This is a genomic window from Curtobacterium sp. MCBA15_012 (assembly GCF_001864935.2).
GTDB lineage: Bacteria > Actinomycetota > Actinomycetes > Actinomycetales > Microbacteriaceae > Curtobacterium.
The window spans coordinates 3,334,436-3,354,395 of record NZ_CP126267.1 but is presented as its reverse complement, the minus strand read 5'-3'; the positions used below and the strand labels follow the sequence as shown (position 1 = coordinate 3,354,395).

20 protein-coding genes are annotated in these 19,960 nt (G+C 72.1%); 13 read left to right on the top strand and 7 right to left on the bottom strand.

The window, feature by feature from the left end:
- Window positions 1–124 precede the first annotated feature (124 nt).
- The 4 genes from QOL15_RS15510 to glmM all read left to right on the top strand — a co-directional run bounded on the left by QOL15_RS15510 (window position 125) and on the right by glmM (window position 5,802).
- Complete coding sequence (locus QOL15_RS15510; protein ID WP_071246074.1) at window positions 125–3,196, top strand: ExeM/NucH family extracellular endonuclease; 3,072 nt, start codon at window positions 125–127, stop codon at window positions 3,194–3,196.
- A 238-nt stretch (window positions 3,197–3,434) separates the two neighbouring features.
- The gene (gene rplM, locus QOL15_RS15505) at window positions 3,435–3,881 is read left to right on the top strand and encodes a 50S ribosomal protein L13 (RefSeq protein ID WP_065959992.1); all 447 of its coding nucleotides are present in this window, start codon (window positions 3,435–3,437) and stop codon (window positions 3,879–3,881) included.
- A 36-nt stretch (window positions 3,882–3,917) separates the two neighbouring features.
- On the top strand, window positions 3,918–4,403 hold the full coding sequence (rpsI, locus tag QOL15_RS15500; protein WP_065959990.1) for a 30S ribosomal protein S9: 486 nt from the start codon (window positions 3,918–3,920) through the stop codon (window positions 4,401–4,403).
- Window positions 4,404–4,425: 22 nt separating this feature from the next.
- Window positions 4,426–5,802, top strand: a complete 1,377-nt coding sequence (gene glmM / locus QOL15_RS15495) for a phosphoglucosamine mutase (RefSeq protein WP_071246075.1) — start codon at window positions 4,426–4,428, stop codon at window positions 5,800–5,802.
- Window positions 5,803–6,012: 210 nt separating this feature from the next.
- On the opposite strand, the gene coaA is transcribed toward glmM, so the two are convergent.
- Window positions 6,013–6,957: a type I pantothenate kinase gene (gene coaA / locus QOL15_RS15490; protein ID WP_071246076.1), complete on the bottom strand. Its 945-nt coding sequence runs from the start codon at window positions 6,955–6,957 to the stop codon at window positions 6,013–6,015.
- 196 nt (window positions 6,958–7,153) lie between these two features.
- Window positions 7,154–7,639 (bottom strand): glutathione peroxidase, encoded by a 486-nt coding sequence (locus tag QOL15_RS15485; RefSeq protein ID WP_065959985.1) that lies wholly within the window; start codon window positions 7,637–7,639, stop codon window positions 7,154–7,156.
- A 70-nt stretch (window positions 7,640–7,709) separates the two neighbouring features.
- Here QOL15_RS15485 and glmS point away from each other — a divergent pair, with 70 nt between their 5' ends.
- From glmS to tsaE, 5 genes are read left to right on the top strand one after another with little or no spacing between them, the layout of a single operon-like run.
- Window positions 7,710–9,557, top strand: coding sequence for a glutamine--fructose-6-phosphate transaminase (isomerizing) (glmS, locus tag QOL15_RS15480; RefSeq protein WP_065959984.1), 1,848 nt, complete (start codon window positions 7,710–7,712; stop codon window positions 9,555–9,557).
- Between the two features lie 5 nt (window positions 9,558–9,562).
- Complete coding sequence (locus tag QOL15_RS15475; protein WP_065959981.1) at window positions 9,563–9,937, top strand: holo-ACP synthase; 375 nt, start codon at window positions 9,563–9,565, stop codon at window positions 9,935–9,937.
- Window positions 9,934–11,037 (top strand): alanine racemase, encoded by a 1,104-nt coding sequence (alr, locus tag QOL15_RS15470; RefSeq protein ID WP_071246078.1) that lies wholly within the window; start codon window positions 9,934–9,936, stop codon window positions 11,035–11,037. Before QOL15_RS15475 ends, alr (QOL15_RS15470) begins: the two co-directional genes overlap by 4 nt.
- Window positions 11,034–12,197 carry an alanine racemase gene (gene alr / locus QOL15_RS15465; protein WP_071246080.1) on the top strand — a complete coding sequence of 388 codons (1,164 nt, stop codon included), beginning with the start codon at window positions 11,034–11,036 and terminating at the stop codon, window positions 12,195–12,197. Before alr (QOL15_RS15470) ends, alr (QOL15_RS15465) begins: the two co-directional genes overlap by 4 nt.
- Window positions 12,198–12,256: 59 nt before the next feature.
- The gene (tsaE, locus tag QOL15_RS15460; protein ID WP_071246242.1) at window positions 12,257–12,763 is read left to right on the top strand and encodes a tRNA (adenosine(37)-N6)-threonylcarbamoyltransferase complex ATPase subunit type 1 TsaE; all 507 of its coding nucleotides are present in this window, start codon (window positions 12,257–12,259) and stop codon (window positions 12,761–12,763) included.
- Between the two features lie 63 nt (window positions 12,764–12,826).
- Here tsaE and QOL15_RS15455 read toward each other — a convergent pair whose 3' ends face one another.
- The 5 genes from QOL15_RS15455 to QOL15_RS15435 all read right to left on the bottom strand — a co-directional run bounded on the left by QOL15_RS15455 (window position 12,827) and on the right by QOL15_RS15435 (window position 16,535).
- Entirely contained in the window at window positions 12,827–13,582 is a 756-nt protein-coding gene (locus QOL15_RS15455; protein WP_071246082.1) for a glycoside hydrolase family 16 protein, read from the bottom strand.
- Window positions 13,583–13,748: 166 nt separating this feature from the next.
- Window positions 13,749–14,621 (bottom strand): serine hydrolase, encoded by an 873-nt coding sequence (locus QOL15_RS15450; protein ID WP_139197348.1) that lies wholly within the window; start codon window positions 14,619–14,621, stop codon window positions 13,749–13,751.
- Window positions 14,593–15,561 carry an HTTM domain-containing protein gene (locus tag QOL15_RS15445; RefSeq protein WP_071246084.1) on the bottom strand — a complete coding sequence of 323 codons (969 nt, stop codon included), beginning with the start codon at window positions 15,559–15,561 and terminating at the stop codon, window positions 14,593–14,595. The genes QOL15_RS15450 and QOL15_RS15445 overlap by 29 nt, the downstream gene beginning before the upstream one ends.
- Window positions 15,558–16,124, bottom strand: coding sequence for a DUF5819 family protein (locus QOL15_RS15440; RefSeq protein WP_071246086.1), 567 nt, complete (start codon window positions 16,122–16,124; stop codon window positions 15,558–15,560). Before QOL15_RS15440 ends, QOL15_RS15445 begins: the two co-directional genes overlap by 4 nt.
- Before the next feature lie 81 nt (window positions 16,125–16,205).
- Window positions 16,206–16,535: a hypothetical protein gene (locus QOL15_RS15435; RefSeq protein ID WP_065959969.1), complete on the bottom strand. Its 330-nt coding sequence runs from the start codon at window positions 16,533–16,535 to the stop codon at window positions 16,206–16,208.
- 103 nt (window positions 16,536–16,638) lie between these two features.
- Here QOL15_RS15435 and tsaB point away from each other — a divergent pair, with 103 nt between their 5' ends.
- From tsaB to QOL15_RS15415, 4 genes are all read left to right on the top strand, one after another.
- The gene (gene tsaB / locus QOL15_RS15430) at window positions 16,639–17,265 is read left to right on the top strand and encodes a tRNA (adenosine(37)-N6)-threonylcarbamoyltransferase complex dimerization subunit type 1 TsaB (protein ID WP_071246088.1); all 627 of its coding nucleotides are present in this window, start codon (window positions 16,639–16,641) and stop codon (window positions 17,263–17,265) included.
- Entirely contained in the window at window positions 17,262–17,810 is a 549-nt protein-coding gene (gene rimI / locus QOL15_RS15425) for a ribosomal protein S18-alanine N-acetyltransferase (protein WP_370692407.1), read from the top strand. Before tsaB ends, rimI begins: the two co-directional genes overlap by 4 nt.
- Entirely contained in the window at window positions 17,797–18,852 is a 1,056-nt protein-coding gene (gene tsaD, locus QOL15_RS15420; protein ID WP_065959966.1) for a tRNA (adenosine(37)-N6)-threonylcarbamoyltransferase complex transferase subunit TsaD, read from the top strand. The genes rimI and tsaD overlap by 14 nt, the downstream gene beginning before the upstream one ends.
- 89 nt (window positions 18,853–18,941) lie before the next feature.
- The gene (locus QOL15_RS15415; RefSeq protein WP_305404781.1) at window positions 18,942–19,829 is read left to right on the top strand and encodes a DUF4190 domain-containing protein; all 888 of its coding nucleotides are present in this window, start codon (window positions 18,942–18,944) and stop codon (window positions 19,827–19,829) included.
- The last annotated feature ends 131 nt before the right edge of the window (window positions 19,830–19,960 follow it).

Here is a 19,960-nt window from a genome sequence, read left to right as displayed (position 1 = left end):
CCCGGGCGGACCGGACCGGCGTGCCCTGCACGGGGGTGGACCGGATCGTTCACCTGCCGGAAACCTGAACGCCCCCGCAGGTGGCTAGCGTGCTGGAGTCCCCCTCCTCTTCCCGAAGGTCAGCATGCCCAAGACCCTCCGGCGCACCGTGTCGTGCGCCACCGTCGCAGCGACGCTCGTCGCGGCACCGCTCGTGTCCGTCTCGTCCGCGCTGGCGGATCCCGCCGGCACCGGTCTGGTGATCGGCGAGGCGTACCTGAAGGGCGGCAGCGCGAACGCCCCGTACAACGGCAAGTTCGTCGAGATCGCGAACCCCACGGCGTCACCGGTGTCCCTGGCCGGGTGGTCGCTGCAGTACCGCCCCGCGGCCGGCACCGGGAGCTTCACCGCGAGCGCGCTCGAGGGGACCGTGCCCGCCGGTGGGACGTTCCTCGTCGCGATGCCGGGCAACGGTGGTGCGACGCCCGTCGGCGCCGACCTGCCGACGCCCGACGACACCGTCTCGCTGAACGTGTCCGGCACCACGGGGACGCTCGCCCTCTCCGACCGCACCGCACCGCTGACGCTGCCGGCCGGCGCCGTCGCGACCGGCACCCCGGGTGTCGTGGACCTGCTCGGGTACGGCGCGTCCAACACCTTCGAGCGCACGGTGCGCCCGGTCACCGGTACCAACGCGGTGCCGAACGCCCTCACCCGGACGGGGACGACCGACACCGACGACAACGGCGCGGACTTCGTCGAGACGACCACGCCGACGCCGCGGAACAGTGCGGGCCAGACGAGCGGCGGCGGAACGCCGGGTACCGGGACGCCCGGCACCGGCACACCGGACCCCGGTACGCCGACGACACCGGCCGAGCAGGTCACCGTCGCGCAGCTGCAGGGCACCGGGGCGGCGTCGCCGTACGCGGGCAAGCGGGTGACCACCGAGGGCGTCGTCACGGCGGTGTACCCGACCGGCGGGCTGAACGGCTACACGATCCAGACGGCCGGCACGGGCGGCGCGCTCGACCTGACCACGCACACCGCGTCCGACGCCGTGTTCGTGTTCTCGGCCGCGACGGTCGGCAGCGTCGCGATCGGCGACGCCGTCCGGCTGACCGGCGAGGTGTCCGAGTTCAACGGCCTCACCGAGCTCACGGTCGCGTCGACCGCCGACCTGGTGCGGCTCCCCGCGACCGGCGTCGCGCAGCCGGTGCCGGCCACGCTCGCGTTCCCGCGCACCGACGCACAGCGCGAGTCGCTCGAGAGCATGCTCCTCGCACCGCAGGGCAGCTACACGGTCGCCGACACCTTCACGACGAACCAGTACGGCGAGGTCGTGCTCGCCGCGGGGACGAAGCGGCTGATCCAGCCGACGGAGGTCGCCCGACCGGGCAGCGCCGAGGCCGCCGCGGTCGCAGCGGACAACGCCGCACGGAAGGTGGTGCTCGACGACGGCGCGAGCACGAACTTCCTCAGTGCGGCGAACCAGTCGATCCCGGTGTCCTGGCTCACCCAGGGCCCGGTCACGGTCGGCGCCGCCGCGACCTTCTCGAAGCCGGTCGTCCTCGACTACCGCAACGACACGTGGAAGTTCCAGCCGACGTCGCCGATCACGGGAGCGACCCCGGTGGCGACCCTGCCGGCGTCGTTCTCGAACGTGCGCACCGCGGCGCCCGCGCAGGTCGGAGGCGACCTCGAGCTCGCCGGCTTCAACGTGCTCAACTACTTCCCGACCACGGGCGACCAGCTCACCGGCTGCACGTACTACACGGACCGTGACGGCGACCCCGTGACCGTCCGCGGCGGCTGCGACGCCCGCGGTGCCGCGAACGCCGACGACCTGGCCCGCCAGCAGGTCAAGATCGTCGGGGCGATCAACGGCCTCGGCGCCGACGTCGTCTCGCTCGAGGAGATCGAGAACTCGGCCCGCTTCGGCCGTGACCGCGACGCCGCGGTGGGCACGCTCGTCGCCGCCCTCAACGCCGCCACCGGGCAGGACACCTGGGCGTACGTGAAGTCGCCCGCGAAGCTGCCCGCGAGCGAGGACGTCATCCGCCTCGCACTGATCTACAAGCAGGACCGCGTCGCGCCGGTCGGGGAGTCGACGATCCTCGACGACCCCGCCTTCGTGAACGCCCGCCAGCCCGTCGCCGACGCCTTCCGTCCGGTCGGCGGCACCGCGGACGACGACTTCCTGGTGATCGCGAACCACTTCAAGTCGAAGGGGTCCGGCTCGGGTGCGGACGCCGACACCGGCGACGGACAGGGTGCGTCGAACGCGTCGCGCGTGGCGCAGGCGAAGGCGCTCGCCGGGTTCTCGACCACGGAGCAGGCGAAGTACGGCACCGACCGGGTGTTCATGCTCGGTGACTTCAACGCCTACAGCCAGGAGGACCCGATGGTCGTCCTCCGTGAGGCCGGCTACACCGACCTCGGCCCGGCGCTCGACGCCTCGGAGTGGTCGTACGTCTTCGGCGGCCTGAGCGGGTCGCTCGACCACGTGCTCGCTTCACCCGCGGCACTCGCGGACGTCACCGGCGTGGACATCTGGAACATCAACTCGGTGGAGTCGGTCGGTCTGGAGTACAGCCGCTACGACTACAACGTCACCGACCTGTACCGCGACGACGTCTACCGTGCGAGCGACCACGACCCGATCCTCGTCGGGTTCGACGTGGCCTCCGGCAGCGGGACGCCCGGCGCCGGCGGCACGCCCGGAACCGGAACCGGAACCGGCGGCAACGGCACGGGCACGGGCGCAGGCAGCGGTCCCGGCACCGGACCGTCACCGGTCGCTCCGTCCGCATCGGCGCTGACCGACGCGGTCCGCGGCGGCGTGACCGCCCCGGCGACCGTGCGTGCCGGGGAGACGATCACGGTCGGCGTCGGCACCGCCCGCGCCGGCGAGCGGATCGCGGTCTGGCTGTACTCCGAGCCGGTGCTCCTCGCGACCGCCACGGTCCGTGCGGACGGCACCGTCCGGGTCACGATCCCGGCCGGCACCACCGCCGGGGCGCACCGCCTCGCCGTGACCGCGGCGGACGGCTCGCTGGTCGGCTGGACGCCGATCCGGGTCGTCGACCCCGCGACGGGCACGCTCGCCTTCACCGGCGCCGAGCTCGGCGGCGGCCTCGCGGCGGCCCTGCTCCTGCTGACCGCAGGGGCCGGGGTGCTCGTCGCACGACGTCGTCGGCAGGTGCGCACCGCCTGATCCGGTGGGTCCCACGGACGGGAGGCGCGGTGCCGGCCGGCACCGCGCCTCCCGTCCGTCGTGGCGAGCGTTCGACAAGGTGGGCCGCGTCGGGTAGGCTCTCACCTTGGTCTGTGCGCCCCGTGCGCCGGACAGTCAGATGAGCCCTCCACCGGGCGGTTCCGCGGACGTCGTCCACGGAACACCCACCGGAGCGGGATTCACGGACTCCTCACCTCGACACGAAAGCAGCACTCCTGTGACTCGTACGTTCTCCCCGAAGCCGGCAGACGTCCAGCACGACTGGATCGTCATCGACGCAGCCGACGTCGTCCTCGGCCGTCTCGCCACCCACGCCGCGGCGCTCCTGCGCGGCAAGCACAAGGCCACCTTCGCCCAGCACATGGACATGGGTGACTTCGTCATCATCGTGAACGCGGACAAGGTCGCCCTCACCGGCTCCAAGCTCGCCAAGAAGGTCTACTACCGTCACTCGGGCTACCCGGGCGGCCTCACGGCGACCTCCTACCCGGAGATGCTCGAGAAGCACCCCACCCGCGCCGTCGAGAAGGCGATCCGCGGCATGCTGCCGAAGAACACGCTCGGCCGTGAGCAGCTCAAGAAGCTCAAGGTCTACGCCGGCCCCGAGCACCCGCACGCCGCGCAGCAGCCCAAGGCGTACACCTTCGACCAGGTCGCACAGTAGTTCCGGCCACGACGACATCAAGGACTGACAACACTCATGGCTCAGATCGCTGACTCCCTCGACCAGACCCCGGAGAGCTTCACCACCGAGAGCGCCCCGGCGTCCTCGGAGGCCGCTCCCCGCCAGATCCTCAACGTCTCGGGCGGTGCCGTCGGGCGCCGCAAGGAGGCCATCGCCCGCGTGCGCCTCGTCCCGGGCTCCGGCACCTTCGTGGTGAACGGCCGCACGCTCGAGGACTACTTCCCGAACAAGCTGCACCAGCAGCTGATCAACGACCCGTTCAAGGTGCTCGAGCTCCTCGGTGCCTACGACGTCGTCGCCCGCATCACGGGTGGTGGCCCCTCGGGTCAGGCCGGTGCGCTCCGCCTCGCCATCGCGCGTGCGCTGAACGAGATCGACCGCGAGAACAACCGCGCCACCCTCAAGAAGGCCGGCTTCCTCACCCGTGACGCCCGCGTCATCGAGCGCAAGAAGGCCGGTCTCAAGAAGGCCCGCAAGGCGTCGCAGTTCTCGAAGCGCTAGTCGCGCGACGGACCCGATCGCAATGCCGCGTCTGTTCGGTACCGACGGTGTTCGTGGACTCGCCAACGGCGAGCTGACGGCCGCGCTGGCTCTGGGTCTCGCCCAGGCCAGCGCGGCCGTGCTCACGCACGGACACCATGCGGACGCCCGTCGGGCGTCCGGTCGACCGCGTCCCCGCGCGGTCCTGGCGCGCGACCCGCGCGTCTCCGGCGAGTTCCTCGGTGCCGCGGTCGCGGCCGGGCTCGCCTCCGCCGGCGTCGACGTGCTCGACGCCGGGGTCATCCCCACCCCCGCTGCCGCGTTCCTCGTCGCGGACATCGACGCCGACTTCGGCGTGATGATCTCCGCGTCGCACAACCCGGCGCCCGACAACGGGATCAAGTTCTTCGCCACGGGCGGCCGCAAGCTGCCGGACGAGGTCGAGGACCGCATCGAAGCGGCCATGCACGACCAGTCCGCTCCGACGCCCACCGGCGCCGACGTCGGCCGGATCACCCGGTTCGCCGACGCCGAGGACCGCTACGTCGTGCACCTGCTCGGCACGCTCCCGCACCGGCTCGACGGCATCCACGTCGTGCTCGACTGCGCGAACGGTGCCGCGGCCGGCGTCTCGCCCGAGGTGTTCGTCAACGCCGGGGCCCGGGTCACCCTGATCGGTGCCGACCCGGACGGCATGAACATCAACGACGGTGTCGGGTCGACGCACATCGACAACCTCGCCGCCGCGGTGCTCGCGGCCGGTGCGGACGTCGGCATCGCGCACGACGGCGACGCTGACCGGTGCCTCGCGGTGGACGCCGCCGGCAACGCGATCGACGGCGACCAGATCATGGCGATCCTCGCGCTGTCGATGCAGGAGCGCGGCATGCTCGTCGACGACACGCTCGTCGCGACCGTGATGTCGAACCTCGGGCTCAAGCGCGCCATGGCGGACGCGGGCATCACGGTGCTCGAGACCGGTGTCGGCGACCGCTACGTGCTCGAGCGGATGACCGAGGGCGGCTACTCGCTCGGTGGCGAGCAGTCCGGTCACATCATCTTCAGCGACTACGCGACCACGGGTGACGGCGTCCTCACGGGCCTGCACCTGGTGGCCGAGATGGCACGCACGGGCAAGACCCTGCAGGAGCTCGCGTCGTGCATGACCGTGTTCCCGCAGGTGCTGCTCAACGTGAAGGGCGTCGACCGGCACGGGCTCGACGACCAGGGCGTGCAGGACGCGGTCGCCGCGGCCACCGCTGCGCTCGGGGACGCCGGGCGTGTGCTGCTCCGGCCGTCGGGCACGGAGCCCGTCGTGCGCGTGATGGTCGAGGCGGCTTCGCAGGACGAGGCCCAGCGCGTCGCCGAGGAGCTCGCGGCGGTCGTGCGTTCGCGGCTCACGCTCGACGCGGCGGCGTAGGGCGCGGGCCGGCGCGGCGCTGCCAGGCGGGCTCGTCCGGCCCGGCTGGCTGCCGGCCCGGACGTCCGGGCCGAACTTCGCACGACGGAAAGCAGCTCGCACCACGTGATCACGTGGTGCGAGCTGCTTTCCGTTGTGCGGGAGCACGTCGCGCTGGGCGGCGCCATGCCGCGGACCCGCGCCCCGCGCCGCCCGGCGCCCCGCGCCCCGCTAGATCTTGCGGAGCAGCACCGAGTGCACCTTGTGGTTCGCGCCCTTCTTGAGCACGAGGGTCGCCCGGGAGCGCGTGGGCAGCACGTTCTCGAGCAGGTTCGGCTCGTTGATCGCCCGCCACACCTTCGTCGCGGTGTCGACCGCGTCCTCGCGGGACAACGACGCGAACCGGTGGAAGAAGGAGTCCGGGCTCGCGAACGCCTCCTGCTGCAGGGCCAGGAAGCGGTCGACGTACCAGGACTCGATGTCCTTCGTCTTCGCGTCGACGTAGATCGTGAAGTCGAACAGGTCGGACAGCGCCAGACGACCGTGCACCGGCGGCGCGAGCACGTTGAGCCCCTCGACGATGAGCACGTCGGGCTGCCGCACCACGATCTCGGCGTCCGGGACGATGTCGTAGACCAGGTGCGAGTAGTACGGCGCCCGCACCTCGGTCGCGCCGCTCTTCACCTGGCTGACGAACCGCAGCAGCGCCCGTCGGTCGTAGGACTCCGGGAAGCCCTTGCGGTCCATGATCCCGCGACGCTCGAGCTCGGCGTTCGGGTACAGGAAGCCGTCGGTGGTCACGAGCTCGACGCGCGGGGTGTCCGGCCAGCGCTTCGTCAGCTCGCGGAGGAGGCGGGCGACGGTGGACTTGCCGACCGCCACGGACCCGGCGACGCCGATGACGAACGGCGTGCGCCCGGCGCGTTCGCCGAGGAACCGGCTCGTCTCGGCGTGCAGGTCGCGGGCACCGGCGGCGTACAGCGTCAGCAGGCGGGACAGCGGGAGGTAGACCTCCTGCACCTCCTGCATGTCGAGCCGGTCGCCCAGGCCGCGCAGCTGCACGACCTCGGTCTCGGTGAGCGACAGGTGCTCCCTCGGCGCGAGCTGCGACCACTCCGCGCGCGGGATCTCCACGAACGGGGTCGGGTGCGCGACGGTGGCTTCCGTGATCGGCATGGGCACGAGCGTACAGACGGGAGGCGCGGGGCACGTGCGCCGACCGGCTCACGTGCCCCGCGCCTCCCGTCCGGTGCCGCGCGCGCGTCCGCGCGCCATCCGACGGACCGGCGCTGCACGGACCGGTGCTGCACGGACCGGCGCGTGCCGGACCGGTGCTGCCGGCACCGGCGCGTGCCGGACCGGCCCGGTCGGCTCAGGCGGGGAGCGCCGCCTCGATGGCGGCGACGACCTCGGGGGCGTCGGGCTTCGTCGTCGGACGGAAGCGGGTGACGGTGCCGTCGGGGGCGACGAGGAACTTCTCGAAGTTCCACGCAACGCGGCCGGCCTTGCCGGAGGCGTCCGGGGTCTCCTTGAGGGCCTGGTAGAGCGGGTGGGCACCCTTGCCGTTGACCTTGACCTTCTCGGACATCGGGAAGGTCACGCCCCACGTGGTGGAGCAGTACTCCTCGATCGCCTCGGACGAGCCGAGCTCCTGCAGGAACTGGTTGCTCGGGAAGCCGAGCACCGTGAAGCCCCGCGGGCCGTAGGTCTCCTGGAGCGCCTCGAGCTGCTCGTACTGGGGTGCCAGCCCGCAGCGCGAGGCGACGTTCACGACGAGCACCGCCCGGTCGGAGAACTGTCCGAAGGTGGTCTGCTCGCCCTGCAGTGTGGTGATCGCGATGTCGTCGAAGCGGCCCATGGTCCAAACGTTATCCCCGGTACCCGTGCTCCGCAGGGTGGGCGGCCGGACACACCGTAGGATCGTCGGCATGTGTGGAATCGTGGGTTACGTCGGTGACAAGAGCAGCCAGGAGGTCCTCCTCGGTGGGCTGCGGCGGCTCGAGTACCGGGGCTACGACTCGGCGGGCATCGCCGTCGTCGACGGCGGGCACGAGCTCGCCTCGGCGAAGAAGGCCGGCAAGCTCCAGGCCCTGGTCGACGACCTGGCCGAGCACCCGATCGCCGACGGCGGAACGGGCATCGGCCACACCCGCTGGGCGACGCACGGCGGCCCCACCGACGGCAACGCGCACCCGCACCTGGCCGACGGCGGCAAGCTCGCCCTCATCCACAACGGCATCATCGAGAACTTCGCGCCGCTGAAGGACGAACTCCTCGCCGAGGGCGTGACCTTCAGCAGCGAGACCGACACCGAGGTCGCGGCACACCTGGTCGGCCGGGCGTTCCGCGAGACCGGCGACCTGACCACCGCGATGCAGCAGGTCGTGCAGCGACTCGAGGGCGCCTTCACGCTCCTCGTCGTGCACGCCGAGCAGCCGGGCGTCGTCGTCGGTGCCCGCCGCAACTCCCCGCTCGTGGTCGGCCTCGGCGACGGCGAGAACTTCATGGGCTCCGACGTGGCCGCGTTCGTCGCGTACACGCAGCGCGCGCTCGCGATCGGCCAGGACGAGATCGCCACGATCCGGCCCGGTGGGGTCGAGGTCATCGGCTTCGACGGCTCCCCGGCGACGCCCGTCGAGTTCGAGGTCACCTGGGACGCCAGCGCCGCCGACAAGGGCGGCTGGAGCTCGTTCATGGCGAAGGAGATCAGCGAGGAGCCCGAGGCCGTCGCCAAGACCGTCCTCGGCCGCGTCCACGACGGCGCCGTGACCCTCACCGACCTCGACCCGATCGCCGACCGCCTGCAGCAGGTGGACCGCGTCATCGTCATCGCCTGCGGGACCGCGGCCTACGCCGGCATCCTCGGCAAGTACGCGATCGAGCAGTGGGCCCGCATCCCGGTCGAGGTCGAGCTCGCGCACGAGTTCCGGTACCGCAGCCCCGTGCTCGACGGGCGCACGCTCGTGGTCTCGATCAGCCAGTCCGGCGAGACCATGGACACGCTCATGGCCGTCAAGTACGCCCGCGAGCAGGGCGCCCAGGTGCTCTCGATCTGCAACACCCAGGGCGCGACCATCCCGCGCGAGTCCGACGCCGTGATCTACACGCACGCCGGTCCCGAGGTCGCGGTCGCGTCGACCAAGGCCTTCATCGCCCAGGGCGTCGCGCTGTACCTGCTCGGGCTGCACCTCGCGACCCTGCGCGGGACGCTCACCACCGAGGAGATCGCCGAGCAGGTCGCCGAGCTCGAGGGCCTCGCGCCGAAGCTCCAGCAGACCATCGACGACGCGTCCGGGGTCGCCGAGCTGGCGAAGTGGATGGCGGACACCCGCAGCGTGCTGTTCCTCGGTCGCCACGTCGGCTACCCGATCGCGCTCGAGGGTGCGCTCAAGCTCAAGGAGCTCGCGTACATCCACGCCGAGGGCTTCGCTGCGGGCGAGCTCAAGCACGGGCCGATCGCCCTGATCGAGCCCGGCCAGATCGTCTTCGTCATCGTGCCGTCGCCGCGCGACCCGCGCTCGCTGCACCCCAAGGTCGTCTCGAACATCCAGGAGATCCGCGCCCGCGGTGCCCGGGTGATCGCGATCGCCGAGGAAGGCGACGCCGCGGTGCTGCCCTTCGCCGACGAGGTCCTGCGCATCCCGCTCGCGACGCCGCTGTTCGAGCCGCTGCTCGCCGTGGCGCCGCTGCACATGTTCGGCATGGAGCTCGCCGCGGCCAAGGGACTCGACGTCGACCAGCCGCGGAACCTCGCGAAGTCGGTCACCGTCGAGTAGTCGCGGTGATCATCGGCATCGGGGTCGACGTCGTCGACACGGAGCGGTTCCGGAGCGTGCTCGACCGCACCCCCGCGCTCCGGGCGCGGCTGTTCACCCCGGCCGAACTGCTGCGCGACGGTGAACCCCGGTCGGTGACCTCGCTGGCCGCGCGGTTCGCCGCCAAGGAAGCGCTCATCAAGGCCTTCGGGTCGAGCGCGGGGCTGAGCTGGCAGGAGCTCGAGGTCGTCGCGGACGACCAGCGGAACCCGTCGCTCACCCTGCACGAGGGCGCCCAGCGCGTCGCGGACGACCGGGGCGTCGCATCGGTGCACCTGTCGCTCTCGCACGACGGCGGGATCGCGACGGCGTTCGTCGTCATCGAAGGGAAGGGCGCATGAGCGCGTACACGGGCATCACGGTCTCCCGCGAGGCGCTCATCGCCAACTACGCGACCGTCGCCGACCGGGTCGCACCGGCGGGGGTCATCGCGGTCGTCAAGGCGAACGGCTACGGCCACGGGGCCCTCGACGCCGCGCGGGCCTTCGTCGACGCGGGCGCGGAGTGGCTCGGCGTCGCCGACCTCGACGAGGGCATCGCGCTCCGCCAGGCCGGGGTCGACCGGCACGTGCGGATCCTCGCGTGGTTGCACGCCCCCGACGAGGACTTCCGGCGCGCGGCACAGTACGACGTCACCCCCGCGGTGTCGAGCGTCGAGCAGCTCGCCGCCGCAGCCGACTCCGAGGTCCCCGCCGTGCACCTGTGCGTCGACACCGGGCTGAGCCGGAACGGTGCGGTCGAGTCCGAGTGGGCCGAGCTCTTCGCGGTGGCGGGACGGATCCGGCAGCAGGGCGGGCGGACACGGGTCGAGGGACTCATGTCGCACCTGTCGAACGCGTCACGCGCCGACGACCTCGACCAGGACGCCGCCCTGCGGCGCGCGCTCGACGGACTCGCGGCCAACGGTGTCGTCCCGGACGTGGTGCACCTGGCCGCGAGTGCCGCGGGCATCGCCGTCCCCGAGACCCGGCACGACGCCGCCCGGGTCGGTCTCGCGCTGTACGGCCTGAGCCCCTTCGCCGACCGGACCTCGGCCGACCTCGGCCTGCGCCCCGCCATGCGCGTGACCGCCGCGGTGCTCCGGACGGTCCAGGTGCCGGCGGGCGACGGGGTGAGCTACGGCTACACCTGGCGGGCGGCGACCGACACCCGGCTCGCGGTGATCGGCCTCGGCTACTCGGACGGGTTCGACCGCGACTTCGGCAACCACGTCTCGGTGCGCATCGGTGACCGTCGGTTCCCGGTCGTGGGCCGCGTGGCCATGAACGCCGTGCACATCGACATCGGCGACGCGGACGTGCAGGTCGGCGACGAGGTCGTGCTCTGGGGCGACCCGGCCGACGGCGACCCCGCGGTCGAGGAGTGGGCCACCGCGATCGGCACCATCAACTACGAGGTGGTCGCCCGGGTCGGCCGCAGCGTCGAACGGAGGACGACGTGAACGCGCCGCTGCGACGGGCCCGGATCGACCTCGACGCCTACCGCTCGAACCTCGACCTGGTCCGGGGCTGGATGGAGCCGGTCGAGGTGATGGCGATCATGAAGGCCGACGCCTACGGACACGGCCTCGAACCGATCGCCCTCGCGGCCGTCGACGCCGGTGTCCGGTGGATCGGCGTGCTCACGGTCCCCGACGCGCTGCGCCTGCGCGCGATCGGCGTCGGCGAGGACGTCCACCTGTTCACGTGGCAGCACGACCCCGCACTCGACTTCCGCGACGCGATCGACTCCGCGGTGGACCTCGGCGTCTCGAACGCGGCCGAGCTCCAGCGGGTCGTCGACGCCGTCGACCAGCGTCCGGCCCGGGTCCACCTCGGGGTCGACTCCGGCCTGCACCGCGACGGTGCGACCCCGGACGCCTGGCCCGCGCTCGTCGCGCTCGCCGTCGACGCGCAGCGTGCCGGTCGCATCGAGGTCGTCGCCGCGTACACGCACCTCGCCGAGTCGTCGGACGACGACGACAGCGCGGCCGTCGCGGTCTTCGACGCCGCGGTCGCACAGGCCGAGGACCTCGGGCTCGACGTGCCGTTGGAGCACGTCGCCGCGTCCCTGGCCGGGCTCGAGCGCAAGGAGTTCCGCAAGGACATGGTCCGGATGGGGGCGAACCTGTTCGGCATCCCCGGTGCGGACGGCGTCTCGGCGGCCGACCTCGGGCTCGAGCCGGTGATGACCCTGACGGCCTCGGTCGCGAAGACCAAGCGCGTCCCGGTCGACACCGGCGTCTCCTACGACTACACCTACCGCACCGCGCGGGAGACCACGCTGGCGCTCGTCCCGGTCGGGTACGCCGACGGGGTGCCGCGTCGCGCGCAGGGGCGGGTCGAGGTGACGATCGCCGGACGCCGGTACCCGGTCGCCGGTCGCGTCGCGATGGACCAGTTCCTCGTCGACGTCGGCGACGACGACGTGCGCGTCGGGGACACCGTCGTGCTCTTCGGCACGGGGGAGCACGACGAGATGACCGTCATCGAGTGGGGCGAGGCGCTCGGCACCATCGGTGAGGAGATCACCTGCCGCATCGGTGCCCGGGTGCCGCGCGAGTACGAGGGGCACGAGGTCGAGGGCCGGGTCGGCTCGTGGCTGCGGGGGGAGCAGCCGTGACCGACGAGCGCGCGGACGACGGCGTGCAGGACGCCGCCCTCGACGGTGCTGCCCGCGTCCTGCTCGACACCACGGTCTCGACGACCGACGAGACGACCGCGCTCGGTGCCCGGCTCGCCGCGGTGCTCCGGGCCGGCGACCTGGTCGTCCTGACCGGACCGCTCGGGGCGGGCAAGACCACCCTCACGCGCGGCCTCGGCGCCGCACTCGGCGCTCGTGGCCAGGTGTCGAGCCCGACGTTCGTGCTCGCCCGGACCCACCCGACGACGGCCGGCCCGGACCTGGTGCACGTGGACGCCTACCGACTGTCCGACCCGCTCGAGCTCGACGACCTCGACCTCGACTGGGACGGCTCGATCGTCGTGGTCGAGTGGGGGCGCGGCTTCGTCGACGGCGTCTCGGACGCGGTGCTCGAAATCGAGATCACCCGGGCCACCGGCGGAGCGGCCCCGGCCGGCCACGACGGACCCGAGGCCGAGGCCACCGACCCGGACGACGTGCCCGACGAGCCGCGTCGCGTGGTCGTCACCGCGACCGGTGCCCGGTGGGCGGACACCACGCTCTGACCGCCGTGCCCCCGGCGCCCGGGGCATGACCCCGGGCGCCGGGGACCGGTGCCGCGTCGGCGCCTAGGGGCGGTAGGCCGACATCGACACCCAGTCGATGGTGAGGTGCCCCGCCTTGCCCCAGTTCCCGGTCTGGAACATGAAGCGGTGCGGCGTCGTCGGCACGTCGCGGGTCACGGTCTGCAGCACCCGACCGTCGACGAGGTACGTGACGCTCTTCCCCGGGATCCACTGGATCGTGTAGGTGTGCCACTGCCGCCACGAGACGCCGGTGCCGGCGCTGACGGCCTGGACCTCGTTGCCCGGGGTCATCGAGTGGTGGTGGGCCCACGGCTCCGCGTCGAAGTCGCCCTCGGGGAAGTCGAGCTCGCCCTCGGACCAGACGTTCGACGTCGGCCACAGGATGAACGCCGCGCCGTTCCCGTCCGCGCCGACCGCCTTCGCCCGCACGCTGAACGAGCCGCCGACGTTCGACCAGGCTCCGCGCTTCGTGCCGAACGTGCCGGCAGCACCGCGCGACCCGCTCAGCGTGACGTCGAGCACGCCGTCGTGCGCGCTCACCTGCGAGCCGGACCAGTACTTCCCGTCGCCCATGCCGTCGGGGTAGGGCTGCCAGGAGTCCTGGTACCGCGCAGCGAACCGGCCGTTCGCCGCCGCCGGGGTGGTGAAGTCCTCGCGGAACGTCTGGACGAACGTGCCGGCGCGCTTCGGCGGGGTGGCCGCCTCCGCGTGGTCGGGCGCCTGGGCGAGGGGAGCGGCGACGAGCGCCGAGGCGAGGAGGGCGGTGGTGAGGACCACCCGGACGGTACGGTTGCGCATGACGGACCCTTCCTGGGTGCGGGCCTTCCGTGGATCACCGCACCCTGCGGGCCGACCCGACGGCCCGCAGGGTGGCTTGTCGGTCGACACGCCGTTCTCGACAGCACCGTGACGTACCCCACTCCGGGGGACGTCCGCTCGTCATCGCCACGAGGACGCCCGCGGTTCAGGGACGGTGCGTGCCTCCGGAGCGCATCTCCTTCAGGAGTTCCACCGTCATCCGCTCCAGCCGCGTGCCGAGACCGAGGCCATGAGCGACCACGACTTGAGTCCCGTCGAGCGGTCTGATCGCGCACGCTCGGCTGTGGCGGGTCGCGCCGTTGATCACGTCGGCTCCCGGCGCTCGTTGCCAGCCGGGCGGCGTCCCCGAGGTCAGCAACGCGGTGCTGAGGAACGAGCACAGGTCGTCGAACGTCGACCAGACACCGCCGGCTGCGGCGTACGGTCCCGCACCGACGGACCATGGCGTGAGTGCGCGGCCGCCGCGGTCCCGCGGCAGCACGCGATCCCTCGGCGGAGGGTGGAGTACCGCGGTCTTGACTCCCGCTGGACGGAGGACTTCGTCGGTGGCCCACGCCCACCAGTCGCCGGTCACCTCGTCGAGGACCTCGCCGAGGACGGCGTACCCGAGGTTGGAGTAGAGGAGGTCGCCTCGGCGGAGCAACGGCGTCACGACCGCCGGGTCGAGGCGGCGTCCGACCACGTCGGCGTACGGGTCGCGCTGGAAGAACGCTCTGATCGGGTGGGCCATGCGAGGCAGGCCCGAACGATGACGGAGAACCTCGTCGACGGAGAAGTGCGCTCCCGTCAGTCGGGGGACCACCCGAGCGACCTCGTGGCCGTCCTCGATCAGACCCCGGTCGACAGCGATCCGCACGGCGGTCGCCGTGACCGCCTTCGTGATGCTGCCCCACTCGACCAGGCGCTCGGGAGCGTACGGCTCGACGTGGTCGCGCAGCATCTCCAGATGACCGGTCGCGTCCACCTTGCCGGCGATCCAGGCCCCTGTGTCATTCCTCGAACGACGGAACAGGTTCACGGTGCACCTTCCTGATCGTCCGCGTGACCGCGCGCGTGGCTGTTCGAACCACCAGCACGGCCCGGCGGGTCATCCGCTCGGCATGTGCATCGACGAAGACGAGGTCGAGGGCGATCATCACGAGTGCGAACGACGTGAGGTTCATGAGCAGCGCTATCCCGGCATGGAACACGACCATCGCGGAGACGGCGATCGGCCGCCCGGCCCGGAACAGTACGAAAGCGGGGAAGAAGACGGACACCAGCACGGTCGCGTAAGCGGCAACGACGAGGGCCCAACCGAAGTGGAAGAGGAGCGGAGTGACCTCCGGCCAGAAGAACTCTGGTACTCGGAGGATGTAGTAGAGCGCTGTGCCGTCTTGCCACAGCTGGCCCTGGACCTTGTAGAGACCGGCGAGGAGGTAGACGATGCAGACCTGCGCGGCGATGAGGAGCAGCCCGGTGTTGTGGGCGACGGATGTCCCGATCGTGGGCGCGCCGCGCCTCGGCTTCGATGGCACCGCGATCCGGTCGTAGCACCTGGTGAGCAGGAGGAAGGGGATCACCAGGACGACGAGGTTGTCTCCGCCGTCCATGAGCGTGGGATTCGTCATGTACAACGACCAGATGAAGGCGCCGTGCAATCCGAGCAAGACGCGACCACCGACGCCGACCGTGACCAGGACGGCGAGCGCAAGACCTGTGTGGAAGACGGCCTCGAACCAGGCTGGGGAATCGCTCACCATGTACAGGCTGACTGCGCCGCGTTCGGCGAGGAGGGCACGTGTCATGTCCGCGCCGTACAGGCCGTCCGGTCCGAACAAGAAGCGCCGCTCAGCGTATCCCGTGACGTAGAACGCCACGGAGACGAGGCCGACCGTGGCCCTGAGGAGACAAACCGCAGTGGGCGAATGCGGTCGGTCACTCAACCAACGGATGATGCGATCGACGATCGCGGTCACTGCAGCACGACCCATCCGGATTCCTCCACGCGCGTGTTCTCCTGGTCGTCCTCCGCAGTCCGTCTGGACCAGCCAGGGAACCGGTGGAACACGTACCGGAACTGGGCCGCCGAGGCCTGCGAACCGTCGGCGCAACCCACCCGGTGTGCGGCGTAGCGGGCCGATGTCTGTTCGGCGTCCCGTTCCGCCTTGCGGGCCACCTCGGTGAGCTCGCGCGGGCGATCGATGTCCTTCTCCGCGAGGCGTTGGCTGACGGGGTCTTGCATGAACCGTTGGACGAGGAGGTTGCTCACGATCCGGCTCTCCCTCGACGGGAAGACCCTTCTCGAGTTGGACCTGACGATCGCCGGGGTCGTGATGTCGGTGAACTCGGTGGTTCCGCGTCGGCAGGCGAGCCGGGCGAGGACTCCTCGCTCCTCGCTGATCGGATCGGGGGCGAAGAGCTGCCAGCTCTGCGAGAACCAGGGTTCGATGCGATGTGCGATGGGCGCGAGCGCGAAACTGATCGGAGTGACCGGGCCCGCGAGGACGAGGGCGAGCAGCGTGTAGCTGCTGACGACCACGGCAGAGGCTGCACAGAGCATCCGTCTCTTCATGATTCCTCCGGCGGGGGTGGCGCTCCGCACACAGAGCGCCACCCCGGGTCAGCGGTCGAAGTAGTCGGCTTCGAGGTCGGCCGTCTCGCCGTTCGGCAACGATGACCTCCCCACGACGCTCGCCCACGAGAGGACCTTCGCCGCGTCGCGTGGGGAAGTTGCCGCCTTGAAACCCGCGTAGAGGGCCTTCGCCACTCCGCCGACGCCACGGGGATCCTGTCCTTCGCCAGTGCCGTTCAGGGTCGGGCTCGTCGCGGCATGCTGCATCGCCGGAGTCGAGGGTCCGGTCTGAGCGGAAGCACCCGCTGTCGGCACGAGGACCGTCGCGGCGATGATCGCGGTGAGTGTCGCTGCGGTGGCAGGCTTCACGTTCTTCATGAGTCTCCTTCCATCGAGGTGTCTGATGTGCAACGTACTGAACATCAGTTCACGGGGCAAGGGGGAAAGATCCCGCGCGTTCCGACGCGCCTACGATGGACGCGTGCTCCTCGCCATCGACACGTCCGCCGGCACCTCGGTCGCCGTCGTCGACCCCGCCTCCGGCCGCGCGGTCGCCGAGCGCAGCACCGACGACTCCCGCCGGCACGCCGAGGTCGTCGGCCCGTTCCTCGCCGAGGTCCTCGCCGAGGCCGGCATCACCGGTGCCGACGTCACCGGCGTGGTCGCCGGCATGGGGCCGGGGCCCTTCACCGGCCTGCGCGTCGGCATCGCCGCCGCGCGCACCTTCGCCGCGGCACGCGGCGTCCCCGTCCTCCCGCTCGTCAGCCACGACGCGGTCGCGGCCGACCAGGAGCAGGACGGGCCGTTCGTCGTCCTGACGGACGCGCGCCGGCGCGAGGTCTACTGGAGCGCCTACGACCGCACCGGCACGCGCGTCGCGGGGCCGGGACTCGCCAGGCCCGCCGACCTGGACGAGGCGATCCGCGCCTCCCGTCCGGAGGCGGTGGGCTGGGACCGCGTGACCGTCGCGACCATCCCGGCCTGGAGGCTCGGGGCGCTCGCCGCGGACCGGCTCGCCTCCGGCGCGCCCTTCGCCGACGACAGCCCGCTGTACCTGCGCGACCCCGACGTGACGGTGCCGGGGGCCCCGAAGCGGGTGGTCCGGTGAGCGCACCGTCCCTGCCCGACGGGCTGCGGATGCGCCGGGCGGTGCCGCAGGACCTCGACGACGTGATGTGGCTCGAGCGGGTCTCGTTCCCGACGGACGCGTGGTCGGCGTCGCAGATGTCCGGCGAGCTGTGGTCCCCGCACGGGTACTACGTCGTGGTGGAGACCACCGACGACGGGGCTCCGTCGATCGTCGGGTACGGCGGCCTGTCCTCGCTCGCGGGGAACCCCGTCGCCGACGTGCAGACCATCGCCGTCGCGGCCGAGCAGCGGGGGAGGGGCGTCGGGAAGGCGCTCTTCACGGAGATGCTCGACGAGGCACGGCGTCGCGGCGTGCACGAGGTGTTCCTCGAGGTCCGCGCCGACAACCCCGTGGCCCAGGCCATGTACACGGCGGCCGGCTTCGAACGGATCGCCGTGCGCCCCCGCTACTACCAACCCGACGGCGTCGACGCCTGGGTGATGCGCGCGGAACTGCCCGCCGCCGCTCCCACCACGTCGACCGTCGGACCCGTCGGACAGGAGACCCTCGATGAGCGCGGCTGAACCCCTGGTGCTGGGCATCGAGACGAGCTGTGACGAGACCGGCGTGGGGATCGTCCGCGGGACCACGCTGCTCGCCAACGTCATCGCGTCGAGCATGGACGAGCACGCCCGGTACGGCGGTGTCGTGCCCGAGGTCGCCGCCAGGGCGCACCTCGAGGCGATGACGCCCACCCTGCACGAGGCGCTCGACCGCGCGGGCGTGACGCTCGACGAACTCGACGCGGTCGCGGTCACCGCGGGCCCGGGCCTCGCGGGCGCCCTCATGGTCGGCGTCGGAGCGGCGAAGGCCCTCGCGGTCGCGACGGGGAAGCCGCTGTACGGCGTGAACCACCTCGTCGGGCACGTGGGTGCGGACGTCCTGCGCGCCGACGGTTCCGCGATCGAGCTGCCGACGGTGGCGCTCCTCGTGTCCGGCGGGCACACCTCGCTGCTGCTCGTGCGCGACCTGGTCGGCGACGTCGAGCTCCTCGGCGAGACGATCGACGACGCCGCGGGCGAGGCGTTCGACAAGGTCGCGCGGCTCCTCGGCCTGCCGTACCCCGGCGGCCCGCAGATCGACCGTGCGGCGGCCGAGGGCGACCCGACGGCGATCCGGTTCCCCCGCGGGCTGACCCTGCCGAAGGACATGGCCGCGCACCGCTACGACTTCTCGTTCTCGGGGCTCAAGACGGCCGTGGCGCGCTGGGTGGAGAAGTGCCGCGACGAGGGCCGCGAGGTCCCGGTCGCCGACGTCGCCGCGAGCTTCCGCGAGGCCGTGGTCGACGTGCTCCTGACGAAGGCGCTCGCCGCGTGCCGGGACACCGGCGTGGACCGGCTGCTGCTCGGCGGCGGCGTGGTCGCGAACGCGCGGCTCCGGGCCGTGGCCGAGGAACGCTGCGCCGCCGCCGGGGTCGCGCTGCGGATCCCGCCGTTCGACCTGTGCACCGACAACGGCGCGATGATCGCCGCGGTGGGCGCACGCCTGGTCGCCGAGGGGCACGCGCCGAGCGACCTCGGGCTCGCGGCCGACTCGACCCTGCCGGTGACGACCGTCCAGGTCTGACCGGGCCGCCCCTCCAGCACCGGGCGGGGCCGTCTGTGGGAGGATCCAGTGAGGCGCCGACCGACCGGGGCGTCGAGAGGGGTGGAACGGTGTCCGATCAGAACCAGTGGCCGAAGCCGGGCGAGCAGCGGGGCTCCGACGACGCACAGCAGGGCGCGCAGTCACACGGTGCGACGACGCCCGGCAGCGCGGACCCGTGGGCGGAGTCCGGCCAGGGATCGTCGGCACAGGGTGCCGGGGGGCAGCAGTCGTCGCACGAGCCGTACGGTGCCCAGCAGCAGCAGCAGCAGCAGCAGCAGCAGCAGCAGCAGTACCCGGGCACCGGTCAGCAGGCCGCCGGCCAGCACCAGGGCCAGCCCGGCCAGCAGCAGAACCCGTACGCCGCGCCCTCGCAGCAGCAGTACCCGGGGGCAGGGCACCAGGCGCCCGGCCAGCAGCAGAACCCGTACGGCGCGCCGCAGGGGCAGAACCCCTACGCCGCGCCGTCGCAGCAGCCGGGCCAGGCGCCCGCGGCGGGCCAGTCCCCGTACGCGTCCCAGAACCTCTCCGGCCAGCAGCCGTCGAACCCGTACGGGCAGCAGCCGTCGAACGCGTACGGGCAGAACCCGTACGCGCAGCAGTCGGCGAACCCGTACGCGGCGCCGTACGCCTCGACGGGCTACCAGCCGTACGCCCAGCGTCCGAAGACGAACACGCTCGCGATCCTGTCGATCGTGTTCGCCTACGCCGGCATCATCATCTGGCCGCTCGTCATCCTGACCAGCCCGGCCGGCGCGATCATGGGGCACATCGCCCTCGGCAAGATCAAGCAGACCGGTGAGGCTGGCCGGGGGCTCGCGCTCGCCGGCATCATCGGTGGCTGGGTCCTCACCGGCCTGTACGTGCTCATCGTGGGGATCGTCATCATCGTCGGGATCACGGCGGGGAACTCCGACCCGTACGGCTACGACTACGACTCGGGCGCCTTCATCGGCTGAGCCGACCACAGCAGCCACGACGAGAGCACACCGCGGGACCCGCGGGGTGCTCTCGTCGTCGGGGGCGCCGCGTCCGCCCGCGCACGGCGCACAGCGCACGGCGAATGGCCCCCGGCGCTGGCGCACGGCCC